The sequence below is a fragment of the Pseudarthrobacter sp. NPDC092419 genome (genome assembly GCF_044755045.1).
Lineage (GTDB): Bacteria > Actinomycetota > Actinomycetes > Actinomycetales > Micrococcaceae > Arthrobacter.
The window spans coordinates 441386-466375 of sequence record NZ_JBIVQF010000002.1; the positions used below are offsets into that span (position 1 = coordinate 441386).

The following is a 24990-nucleotide window of genomic DNA, read 5'->3' on the forward strand; positions in this document are numbered from 1 at the left end:
ACTGAAAAGATCGATGATGTCATATGGCTGAAGCGCCACAGCAGTCATCTGGCGGTAGCTTCGATCCCTGCACCGTGACGTTCCTAAGAATGCAGAAAACCCCCGGTTTCCCGGGGGTTTTCTTTGGCGGTGACGGTGGGATTTGAACCCACGTTGGCTTTTACACCAAACAACATTTCGAGTGTTGCACCTTCGGCCGCTCGGACACGTCACCAACCTGAATAGGGTACCGGAGCAGGGCGCTCATCCCCAAAACGAAGCCTGTTGAAGCGGCCCTATGAGATCAGCACTCATGCCGTCGAACTCCCGGAATAAATTGTCAGACCCTCGTTGGATGATGTGGGTATGGGTTTTGGTGGGGGTATCAGGGCGGCGGTGGAGGCTGTTGGGGGCTCCGCCGCGCGCCTGGATGCGCTGGCCCGGCAGGCCGCCGAACACGCGGAACCCGGTCCCGCTGGCCCTGATGACGCGGCTCCTTCTACCGGCGAAGCGAATACTGCCGGTGGGGTGCGGGATTGGTGGGCTGATCCGATGCGGGTTGAGGCCGACGCGCTCCTGGAGGTGATGGCCGAGGCGGCGCGGCTTGAGGCGAAGGCGGTGGCGTTGAAGGCCCGTGCTGCTGCCCGGTTCGCGGAGCTCGAAACGGCTCTCGCCCCGCCGGCGGTGAAGGCTGCCGGGATGCTCGAGGTGTCCATCCGGGCCGAGATCGGGTGTCTGCTGCGGATCAGTGACGGCGCCGCGGCCCTGTTTCTGGCCCAGGCCCGGGCGCTGTGCACGGATCTCCCGTTGGCGTTGGGTGCGCTGCAGGCGGGGGCGATCTCCTGGCGCCACGCGGTCATCGCGTGCGATGAAACCACCGGCCTCACCCCGGCCGGGACCACAGCCCTCGAAACCCACTTCCTCACCCCACAACCGTCGCTTCCCGACGAGGCCGCTGGCCCCGCTGAGGCCGCCGACGCCGATGATTCTGCTGATCCTGCCGGCCTTGATGTTGGTCATGGTGGGGTGTGGGGGTGTGTTGCGGGGGATTTGACGCCGGGGAGGTTCCGGTCCCGGGTGCGGGCCTGGCGTGAGCGCCATCATCCGGAGACGCTGGAGCAGCGGCATGTGAAGGGTGTCGCGGACCGCCGGGTCGAGTGTTCGCCGGACCGGGACGGGATGTCCTGGTTCAGCGCCTACCTGCCCGCGCACCAGGCCGAAGCGATCTGGAACCGGACCACCGCGATCGCCCGCGCCCTCCAAGGCCCCACCGAATCCCGGACCCTCACCCAGCTCCGCGCCGACATCTTCGCCACCGCCCTCCTCACCAACACCACCGAGGTCAAAACGGGGGCCGCCGCCTCAGCCAGGGGCCATGACGCCAAGACCGAGAATGATGCCGATGCCCGTGGTGCCGCTGGTACCGGTGCTGACCTAGCCGGGCCGGCCGGTGAGGGGTTGGCTGATGGCGGTGCGTTGGCGCGGGTGCCGGTGCCGCGGGCGCAGGTCCTGGTGACCGTGCCGGTGTTCGCGCTGCTCGGGCTCACGGACGAACCGGCAGAGCTGGACGGGTACGGGCCCGTCCCCGCCTCCATCGCACGCCAGATCCTGGCGGACGGTGCGGACTCGTTCTACCGGGTCCTCGTTGACCCCCGCGACGGGGCGCCGTTGGAGATCGGCCGCAGCAGCTACCGCATCCCGCAGGCCATTCGGAACTGGCTCCGGCTCCGCGACACCAAGTGCCCGTTCCCGGGCTGCACCAACCACTCCCTCGACAACGACGCCGACCACCTCACTGCCTGGCAGCACGGCGGCACCACGGGCATCGCCAACCTGGCCCAGCCCTGCCCGAAACACCACCGGCTGAAACACGCCAGCACCTGGACCCCCACCCCGGCGACCAGAACCACACCACCGGGCTGGACCTCACCGACCGGACGCCACTACAACAACGAACCCCACCCCTGGCACCGACCACACCTACCCACCAACCTGCCCACCACCGCGGTGCCCATCAACGCCGCACCAATCAACGTCGCACCCACCAGCACCGCGCCTGGCCCCACCATGCCCAGACACATCACTGAATACGCGCCGGAAGAAGCACCGCATGCCCCAACCGGCCTGCACTTCATTGACACCCGAGACCTCCATCCGGCACACCCCGCCTGGGACACCTACCCCTACCCCTACACACTCCCCGAAGACCCCATGCCCGACGTCTGGGAATCATTCCTTGAAACCATCAACACCACCGGACTGCTGCCCACCTAAAACGTGCCACCAAGCCAAGGCATGCTGCCAACCCGGGGCAGTCCCAGGTGTCGGGCTTTGCCGGATGCCGCGTGGCGGATAGATTCGTCAGCAAGATGACTAATTCGAATCCCGCCATCGACGCAACCGCCTACTGGACCACAGCCAAGGAGCACGGCGAACTGCGCTCCGAGAAAATCGCGCGGCCCGGCCAGGGCGAGGCCCTGATCCGTGCCCTGTACTCGGGCATCAGCAAGGGCACCGAAATGGTGGTTCACCACGGAGCCGTTCCACCGCGGGTCGCCACCAGAATGCGCGCACCGCACCAGGAAGGAGAGTTCCCGGGACCGGTGAAGTTCGGCTACCTCTCGGTCGGCATCGTTGAGGACGGCCCCGAGGAGTGGAAGGGCCAGCGCGTCTTCTGCCTCAACCCGCACCAGGACCTGTACGTCGTGCCGGTGGAATCGCTCACGAAGATCCCGGACAACGTTCCCGCACGACGCGCAGTCCTTACCGGCACTGTTGAAACAGCCATCAACGCCCTCTGGGAGGCGGGTCCCCGGCTCGGGGACAGGGTGGCTGTGGTCGGCGCGGGCCTGGTGGGCGGCATGGTTTCCACGCTCCTCCGTTCGTTCCCGCTGGAACGCCTGCAGCTTGTGGACCTCGACCCCTCGAAGCAGCAGCTCGCCAGCGCCCTGGACGTGGATTTCGTCGGCCCTGATGAAGCAGTTGCCGACTGCGACATCGTGTTCCACTGCTCGGCTTCCCAGAAGGGCCTCGAGCGCAGCCTGCAGCTGGCCGGTGACGAGGGCGATGTCATCGAAATGTCCTGGTACGCCAACCGCGAAGTCACGGTACCGCTGGGGGAGGACTTCCACGCCCGGCGCCTGTCCATCCGGGCCAGCCAGGTGGGCGTGGTCGCCCGCGCACGCCGCCACCGCCGCACCAACGCGGACCGACTGAACCTGGCCGTTTCGCTCCTTGCCGACCCAGTTTTTGACGCGTTCCTGACCGGGTCCTCACCCTTCGAGGACCTCCCCGCCGTCGTCAAGGAACTCGCGTGCGGCAGCCGCGACGCCCTCTGCCACGTGATCGAATACCCGGCCGCGACGCAACTTTCCACCGACTCCAGCAACAGAACCTGAGGTAACGAATGTTCAGCCTGACCGTCCGACGCCACTTCATGATCGCCCACAGCCTGCCCCGCGAGGTTTTTGGCCCTGCCCAGGGGCTGCATGGGGCGACCTTCGTAGCGGAGGTGACCTTCCGCCGTCGTGCGTTGAATTCGGATGCGATCGTCCTGGACATCGGCGCCGCCGGAACCATAATCGAGGAGGTCCTCGCGGACCTGAACTACCGCAACCTGGATGAACACCCGGACTTCGCGGGCAAGCTCAGCACCACCGAGGCCCTCGCCGAGTATGTCGCCCAGCGCGTCGCGCGGGAGGTCGGAAAGTCCGACGACGGCGCCCAGCTCGCCGGGATCGACGTCACCCTCCGCGAAAATCCGGATGCCTGGGCCACCTTTTCGCTGGACCTCGCCAGCTGACCCGTCGACAACTATGAACGCGCCGCCTATCCGGCTGCTGGTCCCGGGCAACATCCGGCACCATTCCGGCGGGAACGTCTATAACGCCCGGCTGACGGAGGGGTTCCGCACGCTCGGCAGCGAGGTCGAGATAGTTCCCGTCGAAGGGTCGTGGCCGGCCGCGTCCGCCCTCGAACGACGCCGGTTCGGCAGTCTCTTGGCCGCCCGGAGCCCCGAGTACGGTCCCGGCGAAGCCGTGGTCATCGTGGACGGGCTGGTTGCGGTGGGCGCACCGGACGAAGTGGAGTCCGCTGCCAAGACGGGCCAGCCGCCTTGGATATTGGTCCACATGCCGGTTCCCGACGCCGGTCCCGTGGGGCCGGAGACGCCCGGCAGCCCATCCCTGGACAGCGAAGCGCGGGCATTGAAAGCGGCAGCCGGGGTGATCTGCACCAGCACTACAGCGGCCCGGACCCTTCAGGAAAGGCACGGTATCCACAGCATCCACGTAGCCCTGCCCGGAACGGAGCCGGCGCCGCTGGCCCCTGGGTCGGATCCTCCCCACCTCGTCATGGTTGCGGCACTCCTGCCGAACAAGGACCAGTTGCTGATGGTGCAGGCGCTGGCCAAGCTGCAGGACCTGGACTGGACGGCAGCGTTAGTAGGCTCGGATCAGGCGGATGCTGGCTATGCCGGGCAGGTCAGGGACGCAGCGGAACGACTGGGACTGACTGACCGAATAAGGCTTACGGGAGAACTGACCGGCGCACCATTGGCGGAGGAGTGGTCACGCGCCAGCCTGAGCCTTCTGGTGTCACGGGAAGAAGCCTTTGGCATGTCGGTCACGGAGTCTTTGGCCCGAGGCATTCCGGTGGTGGTGCGGGCCGGAACCGGTGCCGTGGAAGCACTTGGCCACAGAATTCCACGGCCCGGCGGCTCCGAACATCCGGTCCTTCCGGGCGCCGCGGTTCCCCTCACCCCGGGCGGGCCGGAAAGTCCGGGCGAGCTGGCCGCCGTCGTACGCCGCTGGCTGGAAGACCCGAAGCGGCGGGCTGAGTGGCGCGGGGCAGCGCTCGACGCCCGCACGCGCTTGCCGGACTGGCAGCACACGGCGCGCACGGTCCTCGAAGCGGTGAGGGGCTGAAACCCAAGTTCCGGGGGCGGAAAACCAGCCCGGTCCGGGACCCTACACCCGGTGGGCCGCAAAGAACTCCCGCAGAATCGCGGCGCATTCGGCCTCGCGGACGCCCGGGTAGACCTCCACCCAATGATTGAGACGGCGCTCGCGGAGAACGTCGAACACCGAACCTGCCGCCCCGGCCTTCTCGTCCCACGCGCCGAACACCACCCGGGGGATCCGCGACAACACGATGGCGCCCGCACACATGGCACAAGGCTCCAGGGTGACCACGAGCGTGCAATCAGCCAGCCGCCAGCCGTCGTCGGCACCGCCGCTCAGCCTTGCCCGTTCCCGGAGGCGGGCCGCGGCCTCGCGGATCGCCACCACCTCTGCATGTGCGGTGGGGTCGCCCAGTTCTTCCCGCTGGTTGCGGCCGGAACCGAGCACGCCGCCGTCGGGACCTATGACCACGGCGCCGATCGGCACGTCGGCCGTGGCAAGGGCGCGGCGGGCCTCCGCCAGGGCGAGGCCCATCCATTCGTGGTGTGATTTTCCTGCGGAGACCATGGCTCAATGATAGTTTCGAAGGATACCCAGAGCCCGTGACGACCATCCGCCGGGAGGCACAGTGAGCACTGTCAAAGACCGCATGGACAAATGGATAAAACCTTATGCCGCCCTCTGGCTGACAATGCTCATCGGCGGCAGCCTGGTGGTGGCACTCGCGCTCCTGGGAGCAGAGGTCTATTCGAACGTGGTGGACGACGAAGGTCTCACCAACCTCGACATTCCGGCGCTGGAGTACTCACAGACCCTCCGGAACCCGGAGCTGGACGCCGTCGTCACCGGCTTCACCAATATCGGCGGTGGCGTCGGGATGCCCATCCTGGCCAGCATTCTCACCGCCTGGCTGACCTTCCTCAGCAGGACGTGGCGGCCAATCATCCTGGTGGGCGGTGCTGCCGCCGTCTCCATCTACGCCACCACCGTCGGCAAGCGGCTGGTTGGGCGGACCCGGCCGGACCACTCGGAAGCCGTCCCGCCGTTTGAGCACTCGCCGTCATTCCCAAGCGGCCACACGCTTAACACCACGGTGGTCATTGGCGTGCTGCTCTACGTCCTGTGCCTGCAGTTCCATCAACTCTGGGTGCGCGTCACGGCCATCACCGCGGGCGTGATTTTCATCATCGCCATGGGTCTGAGCAGGGTGTTCCTGGGCCATCACTGGCTCACTGACGTCACCGCCGGGTGGCTGCTCGGTGGTGCGTGGGTGGGCCTGGTGATCCTGGCCCACAGGCTGTTTCACCTGACCCGGCGCAAGGAACACGTCGGTCCCGCTCCCACGTTCGACCACCCCGTGGTGCGGGACGTCGTGGCAGAGAAAATCCACGACCACGGCCGGGACCGCCACGGGGACCACAGCGAGCCTGCTGCCGGCCGCAGCCCGGGAGACCATCACGCCGGGTGATAGTTTTGACCCATGCGCACTCTCGTTGTTGACCACCCTTTGGTCGCCCACAAGCTCACCGTCCTGAGGGACAAGAACACCCCCTCGCCGGTCTTCCGGCAGTTGACGGAAGAGCTGGTCACGCTGCTGGCATACGAGGCCACCCGCGAGGTCCGCACCGAAGAGGTCACCATCGAGACCCCCGTCAGCACCACCGTGGGCACCGCATTCACCAAGCCCACGCCCCTGGTGGTTCCGATCCTTCGCGCCGGCCTCGGCATGCTCGAGGGTATGACCAAACTGGTCCCCACGGCAGAGGTGGGCTTCCTGGGCATGGCCCGTGACGAGGAAACCCTGGACATCATTACCTACGCGGAACGCCTGCCGGAGGACCTGACGGACCGCCAGATCTTCGTGCTGGACCCGATGCTGGCCACCGGCGGAACCCTCCGCGAGGCGATCAAGTTCCTGTTCAAGCGAGGCGCCTCGGACGTCACCTGCATCTGCCTGCTGGCCGCCCCGGAGGGCCTGGCGAAGCTGGAGGAGGAGCTTTCCGGCGCCAACGTGACTATCGTGCTGGCCTCCATCGACGAGAAGCTCAACGAGAAGTCTTACATCGTTCCCGGCTTGGGCGACGCCGGCGACCGCCTGTACGGCATCGCAGGTTAGCTTGGTTCAGTAGCTGGCCGGGTTTAGTACCAGTTGTTGGCGTAGTGGAAGTTCAGCGCCCCGCACGGTGACTGGTAGCGCTCCTGGATGTAGTCCAGGCCCCAGTTGATCTGAGTGCGGTAGTTGGTGACGTAGTCGGCTCCGGCGCTTGCCATCTTCTCGGCAGGCAGCGACTGGACGATTCCGTACGCGCCGCTGCTGGGGTTGGTCGCCGTGGTCTTCCAATCGGATTCCTTGGTCCACAGCGTCTTCAGGCACTGCATCTGGTCCGGCGCCCAGCCGTAGCTCGCCAGCTGGCTTGCGGCGTAAGCCTGCGCGCCTGCGGGGTCATTCACCGCAGCCGGCTTCGCAGCCTTGGCCTTTGCCGCAGCGGCCTTCTCGGCCGCGGCTTTCTCAGCGGCAGCCTTCGCAGCAGCGGCCTTGGCGGCGGCGGCTTTCTCTGCAGCAGTCTTCGCGGCGGCGGCTTTCTCTGCTGCAGTCTTGGCAGCGGCAGCCTGTTCAGCAGCCGTTTCCGCCGCGGCGGCCTGCAGTTCGCTCTTCTCGAGCCCCAGCTGCGCTTGCTGCTCATTGGGGGAGAGCTGCGTGGCGGTGGCCTCGGTGGACGAAGTGCGCGTCATCGATTCGGTGGCCTGGCCTGCTGCACCAACGCCCACCAGCAGTGCGCAGGACGCGGCCAGCACGGCAGCCCTCTTACCCAGTGCAGGGAAGGTGCCGCGCCGGGAGCGCTTGGCGGCGCGCGCGTCCGCGCGGCTGGATGCGCCGGATTTTGGGCGCGGTTCTACCTGGAATTCAGACATGATGGATCGCCTCTCACACCTGCGGAGTTAGCTGTCGGGTTCGGATGAGGGCATCCGGCCGCACGGAACATTCACGTGCTGGCTTAACCCCAAGGGCCTGAAATCGCCCGGGACGGTGGGTCCCCCGCCTCTGCCATCGGTCTATCGGAGTCCGGGAAGCGGCAGAGCTCGGCGTCATCCGGACATGCGCCACGAACGGAAGCGCACTCACTCGACGGTACAGGAGATCTACGGCAAAGTCACATTTCGGTAACAGAGATCACGACGGCGGCGCGTCGCCATTGTCTAACCACCTCACCGGGGCGTAGTGGGCAGCTTTACCGCGAACCTCGTCCAGCCGGCCCGTGACTCAACGCTGACGGTCCCGCCATGAGCTTCCACAATGGACTGCACTATCGACAGGCCAAGACCGCTGGTCCCCTCGGTTCCGGCCGCACCGGGCTGGTCGCTGGCGCCCTTGCGCGCCGCGTCTGCGCGGGCGAACCTGGCGAAGGCCTGGTCCACGAACTCCGGTGGAATGCCGCCGCCGTCGTCCGTTACCGTGATCTCCGCCGTATCCGCGGATGCCAGCCGGGCGCCCGCCACCACTGTGGTGCCGGCCGGTGTGTGCTTGCGTGCATTGGAGAGCAGGTTCATCAGGACCTGTCGGAGCTGCGCGGCGTCGCCGTTTACCACCACCGGCTCCCCGGGCAGTTCCAGCCGCCAGTTGTGCCCCGGCGCCATCACCTTTTCGTCGCTGACGCCCTCGACCACCAGCTGGGTCAGGTCCACGTCCGCCAGCTTCAGCGGCTGCCCCTCATCCAGCCGGGCAAGCAGCAGCAGGTCCTCCACGAGGGCGGTCATGCGCTCGGACTGGCTTTGCACGCGGGCCAGCGACCGTTCTCCGTCCGGGGTGAAATGCTCGGTCAGGCGGAGCAGCTCGGTGTACCCGCGGACCGCGGTGAGGGGAGTGCGCAGTTCGTGCGAGGCGTCCGCCACGAACTGCCGTACTTTCGTTTCGCTCCGCTGCCGCGCCTGTAGCGCGTTGGCCACGTTGTCCAGCATGAGGTTCAGCGCGTGGCCTACGCTGCCCACTTCAGTTCCGGGATCGGCGTTCGACGGCGGCACCCGCACCGCCAGGGCGACCTCGCCGGCGTCCAGCGGAAGGCGCGAAACCTTGGTGGCCACCGCGGAGAGCTGCTCCAGCGGCTTCATGGTGCGGCGAATCAGAACGGTGCCGGCGAAGCCGACCAGCACCAGCCCCCCGAGCGATACCAGGAGGAAGGTCCACACCAGGGAGGCCAGTGTGCTTTCCTTGGCATTGAGCGGCAGGCCGGTCACCAGAACGTCGCCGAAGGAGGTCTGGGCCGCGACCAGACGATAGTTGCCGCTGGACAGCTTCCGGTCCACCGGTGCGGAGCCCGCCGTCAGCGCCAGGAGTGCCTCCTTGTCCGCCGCCGAGAGGGGTGATCGTGTGGTGTCCGGTGCCAGGAAGCCAGCGCTGTGGACCTGGCCGTCCACGATGCGCGCGTTCAACGTGCCCACGCTCTGTCCCCGGGCATCCAGCGGGTCCCGCCCGATGGCGCCGTCCATGTGCGGCCGGCCCGGATCGTTGGCCCGATCCGCCGCCTGGGTCAGCTGGCCGTCAAGCTGGTGGGTCAGGAAGGTATCCATCGAGGCGTAGCTGACCACGCCCACTGCCCCGCAAATCGCGATGAGCAGGCCCATGGCCAAGGCGGTCAGCCGCGTGCGGAGGTGCCAGTTGGCGGGCTTCCGCCAACTCCGTGGGTCGGGGGTGCGCGGCGAGGATGCCATCTAGTCCGCCGGCCTGATGACGTACCCGGCACCCCGGACGGTGTGGATCATGGGCGGGTGGGCGGCATCGATCCTCTTGCGCAGGTAGGAGATGTACAGTTCCACGATGTTGGCTTGGCCGCCGAAGTCGTAGTTCCACACCCGGTCCAGGATCTGGGCCTTGCTGATCACGCGTTTAGGGTTCTCCATGAGGTAACGGAGCAGCTCAAATTGGGTTGCGGTGAGCTGGACCTCGTCGCCGGCGCGGGTTACTTGGCGGGTGTCGATATTCAGGACGAGGTCTCCGACCACGAGCTCGGCGGTGTCCATGGCGGCCACGCCGGAGCGCTGCACCAGGCGGTGCAGGCGCAGCAGTACCTCTTCCATGCTGAACGGCTTGGTGACGTAGTCATCACCGCCGGCCGCAAGCCCCACGATGCGGTCCTGGACTGCGTCCTTGGCAGTAAGGAACAGCGCCGGCACTTCAGGAGCGAAGGCCCGGACCCTGCCCAGGAGCTCAACACCGTCGAACCCCGGGAGCATCACATCCAGCACCAGGACGTCGGGACGGAAGTCCTTGGCGAGCTTCACGGCCTGGGGGCCGTCGGCGGCAACGGCCACCGACCAGCCAGCCATGCGCAGGCCCATGCTCATCAGCTCGGCGAGGCTGGGTTCGTCATCAACCACCAGGGCTCGGATGGGGGAGCCGTCCGGATGGGAGAGCTGCGGCAGGTTGTTGGTCATGGAGTGCAGGGTGGCCATGCAACAACTCTCCGACCGCTCGTTATTGCCGGGCTTGACGCTTCCTGTGAGCCGGCTGTGAATCTCAGCGTAATGGTGCATTCGGAACGCCGGGGGCCGTCCGCATGGTGTCCGATGGGAGTCCAAATTCGGGTCCGGCTGGACAGCGAACCCTCATAGACGGGGCAATTTCATGCCCGCGCTGGATGATGAATTAAAGCGGCCCGGATGGTCAATTTTTCAAATAAAGCACTGCGTGGGTGTCGGTTACCGTCGGGTCATGGCATTTTGAGCGCGGCTACTGCCGAGTACCGGAATCGTGATCTGCGGCACACTAGCCCATTTCGTCTCATAATGCGGACGGTTTCGTCCATTGTTACTTGCAAGTTGGCATTGTTACGCGTCACACTTCCAATGTGAACAAGAACTCAACAGCACCTGCAGTCGCAGATATTTGGCCCAGCACACCTGCTGCCGCTGAGATGCGCTGTTGCCGAATGCACGCCTGACCTTCCCACCCTCCGAAGTTCTTAGGCATTCGCCCAACTAGCCCAGCGTCGGGCGCCCCTCCCCAGCATTGCGGGGACCCAGCATTCGAGCCGCGATGACGGCCATTCACATTGAGGTAAGCATTCATGTCAGTTGCATCCGGATACGTCCACATCTCCGTCCGTAACGCCGCCAAGGCTGCCCAATCCACCGGATTCCGTCCCGGTTTCGGGCAGCGTCCGGCGGCCGCTCCCGTCGGCTCCGGAAGCAGCTTCCCGGCCCCGGGCTACGTTCCCCAGGGTTACAACCCCAACTCGTACGGCCAGCTCCGCGCGGTCCCGCCGGCAGAATCCGCGCCCATGACGGCCCCCACTCCCGTGGTGGCCGGGCCCAACGCGGTCCGCCCCGTTGCCAACGACAACGTGGCCCGCGGCTTCGTTCTCTACATGGGCATCGATGAAGAAACCGCTGCAGCAGCCGGCACCTCCATCGCCAAGCTCGCCCAGGAAATCCGCGCCTACGCCCAGTCACTCGTGACCGGTGCCGAAAGCTACGCAGCAGTTGCCGTAGCCCCCGCCGGCACCCCCGGTTCCGCCCTCGACGTCGTACGCTCAACGTTCGGTGACCCCACCGTCAACGCCCGGCAGCGCACCGAAACCCCGCGTCCTGCGCAGCAGGAGCCCCGTCCCTCCGGCGTCCTGATCGACCTGGCCCGCCGCGAAGTGCACCTGGACGGCGAATCCCTGAACCTCACCTTCAAGGAATTCGAACTCCTGAACTACCTCGTGGAGAACGGCACCCGTACCGTCGGCCGCGACGAGCTCCTCGAGGGCCTGTGGCGCAACGCCGAGGAGGTGCCCAACGAGCGCACCATCGACGTCCACATCCGCCGCCTTCGCTCCAAGCTGGGCCGCCTCGCCAATACCGTCCGCACCGTGCGGGGCCAGGGCTACCGGTTCTACGAGCACCCCGAGGTTGTTGTCTGGGCCGCTCCGGAATACTCGATCTAGCTGGGGACCTCCCGGCATTGGCCGCCGCGGTTTGGTTTAAGCTGGGGCCATGAGTGAGCACCATCTGCGGCGTCTTGTGTTGATGCGGCATGCCAAGGCCGACTGGCCCGGCGGTGTCGCGGACCATGAACGCCCCCTTGAGGAGCGGGGCCACCGTGAAGCGCCGCTGGCTGGCCGATGGCTGCTCAAGCACAACATCGTGCCGGACTTCATCTTATGTTCCAGCGCGCTGCGCACCCGGCAGACCTGCACGTGGGTCTGCTCGGAACTCGGGGACAAGGCTCCCACGCCCAAGTTGGAGGACGGGCTGTACGAGGCGTCGGCCCTCGGGATGCTCGCCGTGGTCAACCATGTGCCGGACACCGTGACGACCCTGATGCTGATCACGCACCTCCCCGGCGTCCAGGATCTCGCCATGCACCTGGCCTCCCGCGACTCGGACCACGACGCCTACATGGATGCTGCCACCCGGTACCCGACCAATGCGCTGACTGTCCTGGAGACGGAGAAGCCGTGGGCCGAACTGGATGGCCAGGACGCCCGCATAACCCGGTTCAAGGTTCCGCGCGCGCACTGAGCCCGGACTGACCGGCCATGATGCTTCGCCGCGTGCAGCTGCCCGCGGTTGCCGCGGCTGGATGCCTCAGCGGCGCGGCGCCGGTTTCCGGGCCGGCTGCTTGGGCGGGGTTTGCTTCGCAGTGCCCCTTGCCGCTGCGCCTGGCTTAGCTGTCGCCTTGGCGGAGGACCCTTGCCGTTGGGCGGACCCTTGCCGTTGCGCGGACGACGGCGTCTGCCGCACTGGAGCGCGGCCGCCCGCCGTAGTGCGTGGTTGCGCAGGCCGTGGCTGGGTGGCGCGTGCCTGGGTGTTGCGCTGCCCCGCCGGCCGCTTTGTGCCCTGCCTTGCCGGTGCCCGGCGAGCCTGTGGCTTCCGCTGGGTCTTCCCCGCGGGTGCACGCCCGGGCCAAATGGCGCCCGTGAACAGGACGGCGATGGCAGCGACAAGCGAGCCTGCGGCCAGGACGAAGTACGTGTCGGGATCGTCCGTGGGCAGCGGTGTTCCGATGAGGGAGGACTGGCCTTCGAATGACAGCTCCCAGGTGCCCAGGAATGCCAGGGATCCGGCTATGGCGAGACTGGTGAACAGCCCGCCGAGCACCAGCATCACGTGGCGTCGGCGAAGGATAAGTTCCAGGATGCAGGCCAGGTAGGCGAGTCCAAGGACGCCGGCGAAGGCCACGAACACCGGCATCGCCAGTGTCATCCCCGTGAGCACCAGGAGTCCGGCCGCGACAATACCGGTGATGACCGCAAACTTTCCGCTGTTCCCCATGTGGCGCATGTGATCAATCATCCCCCGAAAACATTGGGGAGCGGGCTCCTTGCCGACGTGCCCGCCGTTGGGTTCTCCTATAGCCCGTATTTTTCGAGGAGTCGCAGCCACACCTCGCTGATGGTGGGGTAGGACGGGACTGCATGCCAGAGCCGATCCAATGGCACTTCGCCCACGACGGCGATGGTGGCCGCATGCAGGAGCTCGGCCACATCCGGACCGGTGAATGTTGCGCCCAAGAGAACCTTTCTGTCCTCATCGATCACCAGCTGCGCCCAGCCGTGGTAGTTTTCGGCGTGCAGGGACGAGCCGGCCACCTCGATGGGGAGCTCCACCGTAGAGGCTTTGAATCCATCGTCCTGCGCCTGCTTCAGGTTTCGGCCCACGGCCGCGATCTCCGGGTCGGTGAAAACCACGTTGGGGACGGCGTGGTCGTTGGCCGTTTGGGCGTAGCGGCTCCACGCCGCGGGGGTGCCGTCCAGTTCGCCCTTGGCCCGGGCGGCAATGGCGTCGCCGGTGGCGCGTGCTTCGTACTTTCCCTGGTGGGTGAAGAGGTGTTTGCCCGCGGCGTCGCCCACTGCATAGAGCCAGGAACCTTCGCCCGGTGCTCCCTCGACCAGGCCCGTCGTGTCGGTGGAGAGCGTCAGGTTCCCCTGGTGGTCAGGGGGGAAACCCAGTTTTTCCAGTCCCAGGCCCTGGAGTGCCGGGTGCCGGCCGGTGGAAACCAGCACTTTGTCCGCCACCACTGTGGTGCGGCCTCCGGAACCGTCGTCCACCTCCAGGCTCAGCGCGCCGTCGTCGTCCATGGTGATGCTGTGCGTCGCCGTGCCGGTGCGGATGTCCACCCCGTCGGCGCGGAGCCCGGCGGCCACCAGCTCAGCCGCTTCCTCCGGGAAGCTTCCCAGGAGCCGGCCGCGCGCAACGAGCGTAACCGCTGAGCCCATGCGGGCGAAAGCCTGGGCGAGTTCTGTCCCCGCCACGCCGCCGCCCAGGACTGCCAGCCGCTCGGGGATCTCCTTGGCGGACGTCGCCTCGCGGGTGCCCCAGACTTCAACGTCATCCAGTCCCTTGATGGGGGGAGTGTTGGGCATGGAGCCCGTAGCCAGGACCACCGCGTGCCGGGCCGTCAGCAGGTGCGAGGTGCCGTCGGTCCCGGCCACCTCGACTGACTTGGGCGCCGTCAGCCAGGCATGGCCGCGGATCAGGTCAATCCCCGCGTCCTCGACCCACTGCACCTGGCTGCCATCCTCCCAATTGGAGGTGAACCGGTCCCGGTTGTCGAAGACCGCGGCCGCGTGGAGCGTCCCTGTGACTGCTTCCTTGGCCCCCGGCATGGTCTGGGCGCTGTGCAGTGCGGTGCCGGGCCGCAGCAGCGCCTTTGACGGCATGCACGCCCAGTACGAGCACTCCCCGCCGACCAGTTCCGCCTCCACCAACACCGCGGTGAGGCCACCCCGGACCACCCGGTCTGCAACGTTTTCCCCTGCGGCTCCCGCGCCGATCACTACTACGTCATATTCGCGGTGCAGGGGCTCAGGCGTCATGGGGACAGCCTACGCCCGGCCGGCGGGGTACGGCCCGGTGGTCGGGGCTGGTCAGGATGAGCGGGACCGGACAACAAAAAACACCCCGGTCCGATGACCGGGGTGTTTCATTCTGTGCGCCCAAAGGGATTCGAACCCCTGACCTTCTGTTCCGTAGACAGACGCTCTATCCAGCTGAGCTATGGGCGCATCTTGTGTTCTTGGAGAAGAACCGCTCTCCCCGAACCTCGAATTACTTTACGCGAGGGTGAGCCTCACTGCCAAATCGAAGCCCGTGTAATCTCTGTAACTAGACCGGTATAGGTGACCTTAGTCACATAATCGTCCGATTTGGACCGAAAGTTTGTTGAATCGGCGCGGTTTTTGGATTTTTGATCCTTGAAGGCGCCGTTCCGGCCCCAAAAATGGCGGTGGTACGGACCATAGCATTTAGGACACACCGATGAACCCGAGGAAGGGAACCGAAATGGGCGATCTGGCGCAGAAGCCGTTGCTTGAGAAAGCACCCACCACACATGCCGGCCTGCTGGCATGGGTTGAAGAGGTTGCTGAACTGACGCAGCCGGACCGCATCTATTGGGTGGACGGTTCCGAGGCGGAGAACACGCGCCTGACGGACGAACTTGTTGACGCCGGAACCCTGACCCGCCTCAACCAGGACCTGTTCCCCAACTCCTTCGCCGCTTTCTCGGATCCCGCTGACGTTGCACGCGTCGAAGAGCAGACCTTCATCTGCTCGGAGAACAAGCGCGATGCCGGCTTCACCAATAACTGGATGGCCCCGGCCGAGATGAAGGAAAAGCTGCGCGGCCTGTTTGCGGGCTCCATGCGCGGCCGGACCATGTACGTCATTCCGTTCGTCATGGGCCACCTGGACGCCGAGGATCCGAAGTTCGGTGTCGAGATCACTGACAGCGCCTACGTGGTTGCCTCGATGCGCATCATGGCCCGCATAGGCACAGATGTCCTGAACCGCATCACCGAGACCGACGCGTTCTTCGTGCCCGCCCTGCACTCCGTGGGTGCCCCGCTGGAGCCCGGCCAGGACGACGTGGCCTGGCCCTGCAACCCGGACAAGTGGATTGTCCACTTCCCGGAAGAGCGCTCCATCTGGTCCTTCGGCTCCGGCTACGGCGGCAACGCGCTGCTGGGCAAGAAGTGCTACGCCCTGCGCATCGCCTCCGTCATGGCCCGCGATGAAGGCTGGCTGGCGGAGCACATGCTCATCCTGAAGCTCACCTCGCCCGAGCAGAAGACCTACTACGTCTCCGCCGCTTTCCCCTCTGCCTGCGGCAAGACCAACCTCGCCCTCCTCGACCCCACCATCGAGGGCTGGAAGGTGGAAACGCTGGGCGACGACATCACCTGGATGCGCTTCGGCAAGGAAGGCGAGCTGCGGGCGGTGAACCCCGAGGCGGGCCTCTTCGGCGTCGCGCCCGGCACCGGCTGGGGGACCAACCCCAACGCCATGCGCGCCATCGCCAAGGGCAACAGCATCTTCACCAACGTTGCGCTGACGGATGACGGCGGCGTCTGGTGGGAGGGCATGACGGACGACGTGCCGGCGCACCTCACCGACTGGCAGGGTAACTCCTGGACGCCGGAATCCGGCAAGCCGGCCGCGCACCCCAACTCCCGCTTCTGCACCCCGATCGACCAGATCGACATGCTGGCGAAGGAGTACTACAGCCCCGAGGGCGTGGAACTCTCCGCCATCCTGTTCGGCGGCCGCCGCAAGACCACCATCCCCTTGGTGACCGAGGCGCGCAGCTGGTCCAACGGCATCTTCATGGGCGCCACACTGTCCTCGGAAACCACGGCTGCGGCCGCCGGCGCGGTCGGCGTGGTCCGCCGCGACCCCATGGCAATGCTGCCGTTCATGGGCTACGACGCAGGCGACTACCTGAACCACTGGGTAAACCTGTCCGCCAAAGCCAACCCGGAGCGGCTGCCGAAGATCTTCCTGGTCAACTGGTTCCGCCGGAACTCCACGGGGGGCTTCGCGTGGCCCGGCTTCGGAGACAACGCCCGCGTGCTCAAGTGGGCCATTGAGCGCCTCGAAGGCAAGGCCGATGCCGTCGAGACCCCTATCGGTTTCGTCCCGACCGGCGACGCCATCGACCTGGACGGCCTCGACATGACCCCGGCACAGGTCGAGGAAGCGGTGAAGGTCGACTCCACCGAATGGGCTGCCGAACTCGCGTCCATCGAGGAGTGGTTCGCCAACTTCGGCGAGTCTCTCCCGCAGGCGCTGCGTTCCGAGCTCGAAGGGCTCAAGTCCCGGCTCGGCTGACCTTCCGCTAAAGTACGACGACGACGGCCCCGCACCTTTGGCGAAAAGGTGCGGGGCCGTCGTCGTGCACCCACCCAGCGATTGCTCCGCTTTGGTCGTTTGAGGCGTGAAAACGGCCGGTGCGGAGCAATCGATGTGGAAGGGAGTCAGCTGGCCAGCCAGATGTCCGGGCCGAAGACCTCGTAGTGGATGCGCGTGGCGGGGATGCCGGCGTTGATGGCCTCATTGCGGATGTTCTTCATGAACGGAAGCGGGCCGCAGAGGTACAGCGACGCGTCGGCGGGAAGATCCACTTCGCGCAGGGACATGAACCCCTCCTTGGCGCCTTCCACCGGCTTCTCGAGCCAGAGCTGCAGTTCGGCACCGTCCAGGCGTTCGACGTCGTCTGTCATCTGGCCGCGCAGCGCCCAGCTTTCGAGGGTGCTTTCCGCGTGCAGGACCAGGACCTGGCGGTCCGAGCCCGCCTCGGCGAGGGAGCGGAGGATCGACGCGGTGGGCGTGCAGCCGATGCCGGCGGAGGCCAGGACCACAGGGCCTTCGCCGTCCTTAAGCGTGATCTCGCCATAGGGATTGGAGATCTCGAGAATGTCGCCCACCTGAACATCACGGTGCAACACGGGGGAGACCTCGCCGCCGTCGTCCAGCTTGGTGGTGAAGGTGCGGCTGGTGCCGGCGTCGTCGGACAGGGAGTATTGGCGGACCTGGCGGATGCCGTCCGGCAGCGTGACCTTGACGCTGACGTACTGGCCGGGAAGCGCCTCGGTGATGGGGGTGTCGTCCGCCGGTTCCAGGGTGAAGGTCATGGCGCCGGTGCCCGCGGGGGTCTTGGCGGCGACGCGCCACGGAGCCCACATCTTGCCGTTGGCCTGGCGGGCGTAGAGGCCCTTTTCGATCTTGATGAGCGCATCCGCCATGAGCCAGTAGACCTCTGTCCAGGCTTCGGCGATCTCCGGGGTGATCACCTCTGCGAGGTCATCGGCAATGGCTGCAAACAGGTGCTCGTAGACCACATGGTACTGCGGTTCGGTGATGCCCAGTGATGCGTGCTTGTGGGCGATCCGGGAGAGTACCGTTTCGGGGAGGGTGCCAGGGTTGTTGACCAGGTGGCTCGCGAAAGCGGCGATGCTTCCGGCGAGGGCCTGCTGCTGGTTGCCCGAACGCTGGTTGGAGCGGCTGAACAGGCCGTCCAGCAGTTCCGGATGGGCGGCAAAAAGGCGGGAGTAGAACTTAGGGGTGATTTCCCCGATGCGGGAGCCCACCAGGGGCAGGGTTGCTTCGATGACGGGGCGGGATTTGTCCGAGAGCATGGGAACTCCTGAGGTAGTGACCGGGGCCTTCGTCCGGCCTTCGCAAATACCGGCATTCCAAATGCGAGTATTTATAGCTCAATTTCTACAGGTTGTAGAATGAGGATGCAAACCGTGCCGGACCAGCCGTAACGTTAGCGTTCCAGGCCGGGGCGCAGGCCGATCATTTCGAAGACGGGGGCCATCTGCCGCGACACGGGAAGGTCGGCGATCCGGACGGAATCGAGCTCGCTGTAGAAGGCTTCCCGGGCGCGCGAGAGGGCGGCGCGGAGGCGGCATTCGTTGATGAGCGGGCAGTTGCCGTTGGGTGCCATGCACTCAGCGGGGTCGCTGCGGGTGTCGAGTTCCCGCAGGATTGCGCCGACGGTGGCGGTCCGGCCCGCAAGGCTGAGCATGGCCCCGCCGGCCCTGCCGCGCACCACTTCGATCAAGCCCATGCTGCGCAGCTTGGCCATCGCCTTGCTCACATGGTTGTAGGGCGTAGCCACCGAATCCGCCACATTTTGCGTGGTCAGCAGCGTGCCTTCGGGGGCGGCGGCCAACACCATGAGGGCCCGAAGGCTCACATCTGCGAAGGCGTTGATTTTCATGGCAGCTGCCGGTCTAGTCCACCCAGATGGCGGGCTGGTTGGAGTCCGCGCCGAGTTCGCCAAACTCCAGGGTCCGCGTCGCGGTGTTGGCAACGTACGGCAGTATTGCAGCGAACACCGAACCGTCACTGTGCTCAGTCGCAACGTGGATGGCATCCGAATCGTCCTCAACAAGCTGGACATCGCAGACCACCGCCGCCGCACGGAAATCGCCCCGGTTCTGTCGAAGCACGGCTTGCAGGTCGCTGATCATCGCATCGGCGTCGAAGTCGGCGTCCGTGCCCTCCGCGGCGTCTGCCGGGGACACGGCAACCAGCCGCACCTCGCCGTCGTTCTGGACCGTCAGGGCAAAGGGCAGGAAGCCGCCGTTGCGCTGGAGCTGCTCCTGGGCGGCACTGATACCCGTTCCGAGCAGGTTTTCCAGGTCAGTGGCCGAGTCTTCCGGGACTGAGTCGCGCCACGAAGATTCGGACCCGGTGGGATTGTGTCCGGCGGTATCAGGCATGATCAGGCCCGGACCAGTGCCAGCACCCGGTCACGGATCCGCTCCATGGTGGCGCGGTCCGTGGCCTCGGCGTTGAGCCGAAGGAAGGGCTCGGTGTTGGACGGGCGCAGGTTGAACCAGTAGCTTCCGTCGTTCGCGGTGAACGTGCTGCCGTCCATGGAATCGATGGTCACGTCCTCGCCTGCGAAGTCCACCCGGACACGCTCCACCGCTGCGGGCTTGTCTTCGACCTCGGAGTTGATTTCGCCGGAGCTGATGTATGGCTCGTATTCCCGACCCAGCTCGGACAGCGGGCCGTCCTGTTCGCCGAGCGCCGCGAGCACGTGCATGGCCGCCAGCATTCCGGTGTCCGCGTTCCAGAAATCACGGAAGTAGAAGTGCGCGGAATGCTCCCCGCCGAACACGGCGCCTTCCTCAGCCATGACTGCCTTGATGAAGGAGTGGCCCACGCGTGTACGGACGGCGCGGCCGCCGTCGTGCGCTACCAGCTCGGGGACGGCGCGCGAGGTGAGGAGGTTGTGGATGATCGTGGGGACCGCTTCGCCCTGTGCCTTGGCGCGGGCAATTTCGCGGCGCGCCACCATGCCGGTGATGGCCGACGGCGACACCGGATCGCCCTTTTCATCGACCACGAAGCAGCGGTCGGCATCGCCGTCGAACGCCAGGCCGATATCCGCGCCATGCTCGATGACAGCGGCCTGCAGGTCGCGGAGGTTTTCCGGCTCGAGCGGATTGGCCGGGTGGTTCGGGAAGGACCCGTCCAGTTCAAAGTAGAGGGGAACGATGTCGAACGGGAGCTTTGGCAGCAGGGCATCACCGAGCACCGCAGGGGTGGTCAGGCCAGCCATGCCGTTACCCGCGTCCACCACGACCTTTAGGGGTCGCGAACCGGAAAGGTCCACGAGCTTGCGGAGGTATTCGGCATAGTCCTTCAGGATGTCCCGGACACTGATCCGGCCCCGGGTTCCAGCGGCAGGAATGGTGCCCTCGTTGAGGTACTGCTCGGCCAGCGTCTGGATGTCCCTGAGGCCCGTTTCGGAGGAGATGGGCACGGCGCCCGCTTTAGCCATCTTTATGCCGTTGTAGGCGGCAGGGTTGTGACTGGCGGTGAAGGTGGCACCGGCCCTGTTGAGGAAGCCGCAGGCGAAATACAGTTCGTCCGTCGAGATCAGGTCGAGAAGTTCCACGCTGGCGCCGCGGGTTGCTGCACCGTTGGCGAAGGCCTTGCTGAAGTCGGGGGAGGACGGCCGCATGTCGCCGCCCACCAGGATGGTCTGACCTTCGAGCTGCAGGACGTCCACGAACGCTGCCCCCACGGCTTCGACGATTTCGGCGGTGATGGTCTCGCCCACGATGCCCCGGACGTCGTAGGCCTTGAAGGATGCCGAGAGGTCAAAAGTCGTTGTCTGTTCGCTAGTCACCCGCCTTATCTTACGTGGACGCGCCGGAAACCGGGCCTCTGTGGAGGAACAGTGAAGCGGCAGGCCCGCCGTTTTTCCACAGAGCTGCCATCGGTGTGCCCCCTGTCGGGGGTGGCTGGGATACTGAATCAATGGTCGATAACCAGCACGCCACGGTACTTTCGGATTCCACCCCACCCTCCTCTCCGGCAATCTGCTCCTCGTCGCCCACGCACGCGCAGGCGCTTGAGATCCTGCGGGGACTCGTAGGGCATCCGCATGCTGATTTCCACGACGGCCAGTTTGAGGCCATCGAGGCGCTGGTCGACGGCGGTCGGCGGGCTTTGGTGGTCCAGCGTACTGGCTGGGGCAAGTCGGCGGTTTATTTCGTTGCCTCCCTGCTGCTGCGACGCAGGGGTGCCGGGCCGACACTGATCGTCTCGCCCCTGCTGGCCCTGATGCGGGACCAGGTGGCCGCTGCCGCCCGGGCAGGTGTGCGGGCCGTCGCGATCAACTCGGCCAACCAGCTCGAGTGGGACACCGTCCGGGAACAGCTGGCCGCTGATGAGGTGGACGTCCTGCTGGTCTCACCGGAGCGGCTGACCAACCCGGCCTTCCGCGAGAACCAGCTGCCCGAACTTATCCGTCGCACGGGACTGCTGGTGATTGACGAGGCCCACTGCATCTCGGACTGGGGGCACGACTTTCGCCCGGATTACCGGCGTATCGCGGACCTCATCAAGCAACTCCCGGACACGATTCCAGTGCTGGCCACCACCGCCACCGCCAACTCCCGCGTCGTACATGACATCGAGGAGCAGCTGGGCGCCGGTGTACTCACCATCCGCGGCTCGCTCGGCAGGGAATCCCTGCGACTGGGAGTCCTTGCGTTGCCGGATTCGCGGCAGCGCCTGGGTTGGCTCCTGACGCATCTGGCGGACCTGCCCGGGAGCGGAATCATTTACACACTGACGGTCTCTGCTGCTGAGGACACTGCACGGCTCCTGGCCGAGGCCGGCCACAAGGTGCTGCCCTATACGGGAAGGACAGATCCGGCCGACCGGGAAAACGCCGAGCAACTGCTGAAAGGCAATCAGGTCAAGGCACTTGTGGCTACGTCCGCGCTGGGCATGGGCTTCGACAAGCCGGACCTGGGGTTCGTGGTCCACCTGGGCGCGCCGTCTTCGCCGGTGGCCTACTACCAGCAGGTAGGCAGGGCAGGCCGTGGAGCAGCCAATGCGGACGTCCTGCTGCTGCCCGGCTCGGAGGACCCGGACATCTGGCAGTACTTTGCCACGGCTTCCATGCCATCGGAGGAAAAGGCAGCGGCCGTCCTTGAAGTCCTCGGTGAGGCCGGAACTGCCCTGTCCACTGTGGCGCTCGAGGCCCGGGTGGACCTTCGCCGCACCCCGCTTGAGCTCCTGCTGAAGGTACTCTCCGTGGACGGCGCCGTGGAACGGGTGGGCGGCGGCTGGAGATCCACCGGGCAGCCTTGGGTTTACGACGCGGACCGGTACCGGCGAATAGCCCGGGCCCGAATCGACGAACAGGACTCCATGGTCATTTACCAGGACACTGCTGGCTGCCGGATGGAGTACATTACCTCGGTCCTGGATGATGAAGCGGCCCGGGCATGCGGACGGTGCGATAACTGTGCAGGCCGCTGGTTCCCCAGCGAGATTGCCACCGATGCAACCGAAGCGGCCGGCCAGACCCTCAGCAGGGCAGGCGGTGTGCTGGAACCGCGCCTGCAGTGGCCGAGCGGAATGGACCGGCTGGGAGTCCCCGTCAAAGGAAAACTGAAAGCGGGGGAGGGTTTGTCCGAGGGGCGAATCCTTGCCCGGCTCACAGACCTTGGCTGGGGTGGGGCACTCCGGGCACTGTTTGCGGCTGGTGCCGAGGACCGTCCAGTGGATCCGGCCATGCTGCAGGCCTGCGTGCAGGTGCTGCGGGAATGGGGCGCCGGAGACAGCCGCACGCCTGGCTGGAGCGGCGCAGGCAGGCCGGCCGCGATCGTGAGCGTGCCGTCGCGGAGCAAACCTGAACTAGTGGGGTCGCTGGCCCGGGGAATTTCGGAGATCGGCCGGATCCCCTATCTGGGTGAGCTGCAGCTTGCCCACGGCGGGCCGACCGGAGGGCGGGGCGGAAACAGCGCCTACCGGCTGGCGGGAGTTTGGGACCGGATCGTGGTGGGTCCCGAGCTGGAGCAGGCGCTCGCGTCCCTTCGGGGCCAGCCGGTAATGCTCATCGACGACCTCGTTGACAGCCGGTGGACGGTTACGGTTGCCGGCCGTGCCCTGCAGCAGGCAGGTGCGGGGCCGGTCCTGCCGCTGGTTCTGGCCCAGGCTGGCTAACGCCGGGGCTAAGGCCGGGAACGACCGCGGCGACACCCGCGGGGGTGTTGCCCGGCTGGTCCGGGGGCGTGTCCCGGGGCTGGTCAGCCCCGGAAGTCCCGCGCCGCCTGCCGTTCGGTGTACCGCCCCGGCTGACTTCCGCGCCAGCATCGTTGGGTAAGAGAAGGCTGTCCACGGTGCTGGCGAGCATCAGGACCGCCATGGCCACGAACGCAAGGCGGAAGGGGGCAGCCGAGTCGTCCAGCAGCGCGGCGAAGGGTAGTCCCGCGAGGGGGTGGCCGGTGTCTGGCGGGCCGACCGCGCGGATCGGGGTAACGCCGTCGAACGCCCGGATCATCAGGGCAGCCAGGGCGATGCCCGCTCCGGCGGCCAGCTGCACCAGTGTCGCCGACACAACATTGGCGGAGGTCAGGTGATCCGGGATGACATCGGCGTACTGGACGGACGCGTAGGCGGAAAAACCGATGGACCGGAAGGCGCCGCTGCACACCAGCAAGGCGAAAACCAGAGCCTGTGGCGTCTCCGGTGTCAGCAGCGCGCAGAGTAAGAACGTTGCTGCTGAGGCGAGTGATGCTCCCACCAATACCGGTTTGAAACCGAACCTGCGGATCAGCGGCGTGGTGGCGGGCTTGATGCCGATATTGCCGATGAAGACCGCGGCCACCATAATTCCCGCGTGCAGGGGGCTCCAGCCGAAACCGGTCTGGAACATCAGTGGCAGAAGGAACGGGATAGAGCTGATGGTGAGCCGGTAGACGAAGCCCCCGGTGGCCGTGGCGCGGAACGTCCGGGTACGGAAAACGTCGAGATTGAACAAAGGGTGCCGGGCCCGCCGCATCCAGAGCACGGCGGCGGCAAGTGCGGCCACGCCGGATGCGGCACTGATTCCGGCCCAGGGCAGGTCCGGGTGGGAACTCGCCAGCTCGAGCCCTGCCACCAGTGCACCCACTCCGATAGTGGTGAAGCAAAGGCCCGGCCAGTCGAGGCGGCGGCCCTTGTCTCCGGCGATGCCAGGCACCAGCCGAAGTGCCGCGATGAACGCGGCCAGGCCCAGGGGCAGGTTGATGAGGAAGATCCAGTGCCACGAAAGGTAGGTCGTCAGCGCTCCGCCGACCAGGGGTGCGATCACCGGAGCCAGCAGTCCAGGCCAGACCAGGAATGCAGTGGCGCGGAGCAGTTCGGACTTTGGTGTGCCGCGCAGCACTACCAGCGTTCCGACCGGGACCATCATGGCGCCGCCGGCGCCTTGGGCGATCCGTGCCAGCGTCAGGCCGGCCAGGTCCTGGCTCACCGCGCACGCCAGTGAGGCCAGCGTGAACACGGCGATCGCCAGGCAGAAAATGCGCCGGGCGCCGAAGCGTTCCGCCAGCCAGCCGCTCAGCGGAATGCCGACGGCCACCGTCAGCAGGTAGGCCGTCATGGTGATGTTGACGTCGGCGGCCGTGACGGAGAAGTCCGACGCAATGTTGGGGATGGCAGTGGTGAGGATGGTGCCGTCCAGGAACTCCATGAAGAACGTGGCAGCTACCAGCAATGCCAGCGGGGGACTCCATGTCGGGGTGGTGCCCGCTGCAGCGCTACCTGATGCCATTCGACCATGGTGCCACGCGGCACGCTCCTGTCAGAAGCTCGTTCGCCTATCCGGATGCAGAGGGCTCTGATCTGCGAACAAGGTTAGGAATCAGGGGAATGGCACACCCCGGGAACGCAAAAGACCCCGGTCCAGTGGACCGGGGTCAAACGCGGAGACGGGGGGATTTGAACCCCCGGTCGAGTTTAACCCCGACCCTTCATTAGCAGTGAAGTCCATTCGGCCGCTCTGGCACGTCTCCAGTTGCTATTCCTAGCCCACCAAGGATAC

General features: G+C 66.3%; 21 protein-coding genes, 3 tRNA genes and 1 riboswitch. Of the genes, 10 read left to right on the top strand and 14 right to left on the bottom strand.

Annotated elements, in window-relative coordinates:
• Positions 1-124: 124 nt before the first annotated feature.
• Positions 125-214: transfer RNA gene (locus ACIQC0_RS05475), tRNA-Ser, on the bottom strand.
• A 131-nt stretch (positions 215-345) separates the two neighbouring features.
• On the opposite strand from ACIQC0_RS05475, the gene ACIQC0_RS05480 reads away from it, so the two are divergent.
• The 4 genes from ACIQC0_RS05480 to ACIQC0_RS05495 all read left to right on the top strand — a co-directional run bounded on the left by ACIQC0_RS05480 (position 346) and on the right by ACIQC0_RS05495 (position 4904).
• Positions 346-2253 (top strand): DUF222 domain-containing protein, encoded by a 1908-nt coding sequence (locus tag ACIQC0_RS05480; RefSeq protein WP_400533183.1) that lies wholly within the window; start codon positions 346-348, stop codon positions 2251-2253.
• Between the two features lie 95 nt (positions 2254-2348).
• Positions 2349-3377: a zinc-binding alcohol dehydrogenase gene (locus ACIQC0_RS05485; protein WP_400533185.1), complete on the top strand. Its 1029-nt coding sequence runs from the start codon at positions 2349-2351 to the stop codon at positions 3375-3377.
• Between the two features lie 8 nt (positions 3378-3385).
• Complete coding sequence (locus ACIQC0_RS05490) at positions 3386-3781, top strand: 6-pyruvoyl trahydropterin synthase family protein (protein WP_400533187.1); 396 nt, start codon at positions 3386-3388, stop codon at positions 3779-3781.
• Positions 3782-3794: 13 nt separating this feature from the next.
• Positions 3795-4904 (top strand): glycosyltransferase family 4 protein, encoded by a 1110-nt coding sequence (locus ACIQC0_RS05495; RefSeq protein WP_400533189.1) that lies wholly within the window; start codon positions 3795-3797, stop codon positions 4902-4904.
• A gap of 42 nt (positions 4905-4946) precedes the next feature.
• Here ACIQC0_RS05495 and ACIQC0_RS05500 read toward each other — a convergent pair whose 3' ends face one another.
• Positions 4947-5447, bottom strand: a complete 501-nt coding sequence (locus ACIQC0_RS05500; protein WP_377216695.1) for a nucleoside deaminase — start codon at positions 5445-5447, stop codon at positions 4947-4949.
• An 82-nt stretch (positions 5448-5529) separates the two neighbouring features.
• On the opposite strand from ACIQC0_RS05500, the gene ACIQC0_RS05505 reads away from it, so the two are divergent.
• A complete protein-coding gene (locus ACIQC0_RS05505; protein WP_400533293.1) occupies positions 5530-6348 on the top strand; it encodes a phosphatase PAP2 family protein in 819 nt (272 codons plus the stop codon).
• A gap of 12 nt (positions 6349-6360) precedes the next feature.
• Entirely contained in the window at positions 6361-6996 is a 636-nt protein-coding gene (upp, locus tag ACIQC0_RS05510) for a uracil phosphoribosyltransferase (protein WP_377216696.1), read from the top strand.
• 23 nt (positions 6997-7019) lie between these two features.
• Here upp and ACIQC0_RS05515 read toward each other — a convergent pair whose 3' ends face one another.
• The 3 genes from ACIQC0_RS05515 to ACIQC0_RS05525 all read right to left on the bottom strand — a co-directional run bounded on the left by ACIQC0_RS05515 (position 7020) and on the right by ACIQC0_RS05525 (position 10328).
• A complete protein-coding gene (locus tag ACIQC0_RS05515; protein ID WP_400533192.1) occupies positions 7020-7793 on the bottom strand; it encodes a hypothetical protein in 774 nt (257 codons plus the stop codon).
• Positions 7794-7798: 5 nt separating this feature from the next.
• A riboswitch (cyclic di-AMP (ydaO/yuaA leader) is annotated at positions 7799-7977 on the bottom strand.
• Positions 7978-8087: 110 nt separating this feature from the next.
• On the bottom strand, positions 8088-9587 hold the full coding sequence (locus ACIQC0_RS05520; RefSeq protein WP_400533194.1) for an ATP-binding protein: 1500 nt from the start codon (positions 9585-9587) through the stop codon (positions 8088-8090).
• Positions 9588-10328 (bottom strand): response regulator transcription factor, encoded by a 741-nt coding sequence (locus ACIQC0_RS05525; RefSeq protein ID WP_400533196.1) that lies wholly within the window; start codon positions 10326-10328, stop codon positions 9588-9590.
• 614 nt (positions 10329-10942) lie between these two features.
• Between ACIQC0_RS05525 and ACIQC0_RS05530 the strand changes: the two genes are divergently transcribed.
• Entirely contained in the window at positions 10943-11806 is an 864-nt protein-coding gene (locus ACIQC0_RS05530; RefSeq protein ID WP_400533198.1) for a winged helix-turn-helix domain-containing protein, read from the top strand.
• A 49-nt stretch (positions 11807-11855) separates the two neighbouring features.
• Positions 11856-12383 carry a SixA phosphatase family protein gene (locus ACIQC0_RS05535; protein ID WP_400533200.1) on the top strand — a complete coding sequence of 176 codons (528 nt, stop codon included), beginning with the start codon at positions 11856-11858 and terminating at the stop codon, positions 12381-12383.
• Positions 12384-12449: 66 nt separating this feature from the next.
• Here the strand turns inward: ACIQC0_RS05535 and ACIQC0_RS05540 are convergent, their stop codons facing one another.
• From ACIQC0_RS05540 to ACIQC0_RS05550, 3 genes are all read right to left on the bottom strand, one after another.
• The gene (locus ACIQC0_RS05540; protein WP_400533202.1) at positions 12450-13136 is read right to left on the bottom strand and encodes a hypothetical protein; all 687 of its coding nucleotides are present in this window, start codon (positions 13134-13136) and stop codon (positions 12450-12452) included.
• 77 nt (positions 13137-13213) lie between these two features.
• Positions 13214-14680 carry a dihydrolipoyl dehydrogenase family protein gene (locus ACIQC0_RS05545; protein ID WP_400533204.1) on the bottom strand — a complete coding sequence of 489 codons (1467 nt, stop codon included), beginning with the start codon at positions 14678-14680 and terminating at the stop codon, positions 13214-13216.
• Between the two features lie 115 nt (positions 14681-14795).
• Positions 14796-14869, bottom strand: a tRNA-Arg gene (locus ACIQC0_RS05550).
• Positions 14870-15146: 277 nt separating this feature from the next.
• Here ACIQC0_RS05550 and ACIQC0_RS05555 point away from each other — a divergent pair.
• On the top strand, positions 15147-16973 hold the full coding sequence (locus ACIQC0_RS05555; RefSeq protein ID WP_400533295.1) for a phosphoenolpyruvate carboxykinase (GTP): 1827 nt from the start codon (positions 15147-15149) through the stop codon (positions 16971-16973).
• A gap of 146 nt (positions 16974-17119) precedes the next feature.
• Here the strand turns inward: ACIQC0_RS05555 and ACIQC0_RS05560 are convergent, their stop codons facing one another.
• The 4 genes from ACIQC0_RS05560 to ACIQC0_RS05575 all read right to left on the bottom strand — a co-directional run bounded on the left by ACIQC0_RS05560 (position 17120) and on the right by ACIQC0_RS05575 (position 20796).
• The gene (locus ACIQC0_RS05560; protein WP_400533206.1) at positions 17120-18280 is read right to left on the bottom strand and encodes a globin domain-containing protein; all 1161 of its coding nucleotides are present in this window, start codon (positions 18278-18280) and stop codon (positions 17120-17122) included.
• A 134-nt stretch (positions 18281-18414) separates the two neighbouring features.
• The gene (locus ACIQC0_RS05565; protein WP_377216705.1) at positions 18415-18870 is read right to left on the bottom strand and encodes an RrF2 family transcriptional regulator; all 456 of its coding nucleotides are present in this window, start codon (positions 18868-18870) and stop codon (positions 18415-18417) included.
• A gap of 13 nt (positions 18871-18883) precedes the next feature.
• On the bottom strand, positions 18884-19375 hold the full coding sequence (locus tag ACIQC0_RS05570; protein ID WP_400533208.1) for a hypothetical protein: 492 nt from the start codon (positions 19373-19375) through the stop codon (positions 18884-18886).
• Between the two features lie 2 nt (positions 19376-19377).
• Complete coding sequence (locus ACIQC0_RS05575; RefSeq protein ID WP_400533210.1) at positions 19378-20796, bottom strand: phosphomannomutase/phosphoglucomutase; 1419 nt, start codon at positions 20794-20796, stop codon at positions 19378-19380.
• Positions 20797-20927: 131 nt separating this feature from the next.
• Between ACIQC0_RS05575 and ACIQC0_RS05580 the strand changes: the two genes are divergently transcribed.
• Positions 20928-23129, top strand: a complete 2202-nt coding sequence (locus ACIQC0_RS05580; protein WP_400533212.1) for a RecQ family ATP-dependent DNA helicase — start codon at positions 20928-20930, stop codon at positions 23127-23129.
• Here the strand turns inward: ACIQC0_RS05580 and ACIQC0_RS05585 are convergent.
• Both ACIQC0_RS05585 and ACIQC0_RS05590 read right to left on the bottom strand, forming a co-directional pair.
• Positions 23053-24720, bottom strand: coding sequence for an MFS transporter (locus ACIQC0_RS05585; protein ID WP_400533214.1), 1668 nt, complete (start codon positions 24718-24720; stop codon positions 23053-23055). The two genes, ACIQC0_RS05580 and ACIQC0_RS05585, sit on opposite strands and share 77 nt — an antisense overlap.
• A 152-nt stretch (positions 24721-24872) precedes the next feature.
• Positions 24873-24961 (bottom strand) — tRNA-Ser (locus tag ACIQC0_RS05590).
• Positions 24962-24990: the final 29 nt, after the last annotated feature.

Coding starts and splice junctions, on each gene's coding strand:
- ACIQC0_RS05495 (WP_400533189.1), top strand. CDS start 3,795: ATGAACGCGCCGCCTATCCGGCTGCTGGTCCCGGGCAACATCCGGCAC.
- ACIQC0_RS05580 (WP_400533212.1), top strand. CDS start 20,928: ATGGTCGATAACCAGCACGCCACGGTACTTTCGGATTCCACCCCACCC.
- ACIQC0_RS05535 (WP_400533200.1), top strand. CDS start 11,856: ATGAGTGAGCACCATCTGCGGCGTCTTGTGTTGATGCGGCATGCCAAG.
- ACIQC0_RS05540 (WP_400533202.1), bottom strand. CDS start 13,136: ATGGGGAACAGCGGAAAGTTTGCGGTCATCACCGGTATTGTCGCGGCC.
- upp (WP_377216696.1), top strand. CDS start 6,361: ATGCGCACTCTCGTTGTTGACCACCCTTTGGTCGCCCACAAGCTCACC.
- ACIQC0_RS05505 (WP_400533293.1), top strand. CDS start 5,530: ATGGACAAATGGATAAAACCTTATGCCGCCCTCTGGCTGACAATGCTC.
- ACIQC0_RS05525 (WP_400533196.1), bottom strand. CDS start 10,328: ATGGCCACCCTGCACTCCATGACCAACAACCTGCCGCAGCTCTCCCAT.
- ACIQC0_RS05490 (WP_400533187.1), top strand. CDS start 3,386: ATGTTCAGCCTGACCGTCCGACGCCACTTCATGATCGCCCACAGCCTG.
- ACIQC0_RS05560 (WP_400533206.1), bottom strand. CDS start 18,280: ATGCTCTCGGACAAATCCCGCCCCGTCATCGAAGCAACCCTGCCCCTG.
- ACIQC0_RS05515 (WP_400533192.1), bottom strand. CDS start 7,793: ATGTCTGAATTCCAGGTAGAACCGCGCCCAAAATCCGGCGCATCCAGC.
- ACIQC0_RS05500 (WP_377216695.1), bottom strand. CDS start 5,447: ATGGTCTCCGCAGGAAAATCACACCACGAATGGATGGGCCTCGCCCTG.
- ACIQC0_RS05585 (WP_400533214.1), bottom strand. CDS start 24,720: ATGGCATCAGGTAGCGCTGCAGCGGGCACCACCCCGACATGGAGTCCC.
- ACIQC0_RS05485 (WP_400533185.1), top strand. CDS start 2,349: ATGACTAATTCGAATCCCGCCATCGACGCAACCGCCTACTGGACCACA.
- ACIQC0_RS05565 (WP_377216705.1), bottom strand. CDS start 18,870: ATGAAAATCAACGCCTTCGCAGATGTGAGCCTTCGGGCCCTCATGGTG.
- ACIQC0_RS05480 (WP_400533183.1), top strand. CDS start 346: ATGGGTTTTGGTGGGGGTATCAGGGCGGCGGTGGAGGCTGTTGGGGGC.
- ACIQC0_RS05545 (WP_400533204.1), bottom strand. CDS start 14,680: ATGACGCCTGAGCCCCTGCACCGCGAATATGACGTAGTAGTGATCGGC.
- ACIQC0_RS05520 (WP_400533194.1), bottom strand. CDS start 9,587: ATGGCATCCTCGCCGCGCACCCCCGACCCACGGAGTTGGCGGAAGCCC.
- ACIQC0_RS05555 (WP_400533295.1), top strand. CDS start 15,147: ATGGGCGATCTGGCGCAGAAGCCGTTGCTTGAGAAAGCACCCACCACA.
- ACIQC0_RS05530 (WP_400533198.1), top strand. CDS start 10,943: ATGTCAGTTGCATCCGGATACGTCCACATCTCCGTCCGTAACGCCGCC.
- ACIQC0_RS05570 (WP_400533208.1), bottom strand. CDS start 19,375: ATGCCTGATACCGCCGGACACAATCCCACCGGGTCCGAATCTTCGTGG.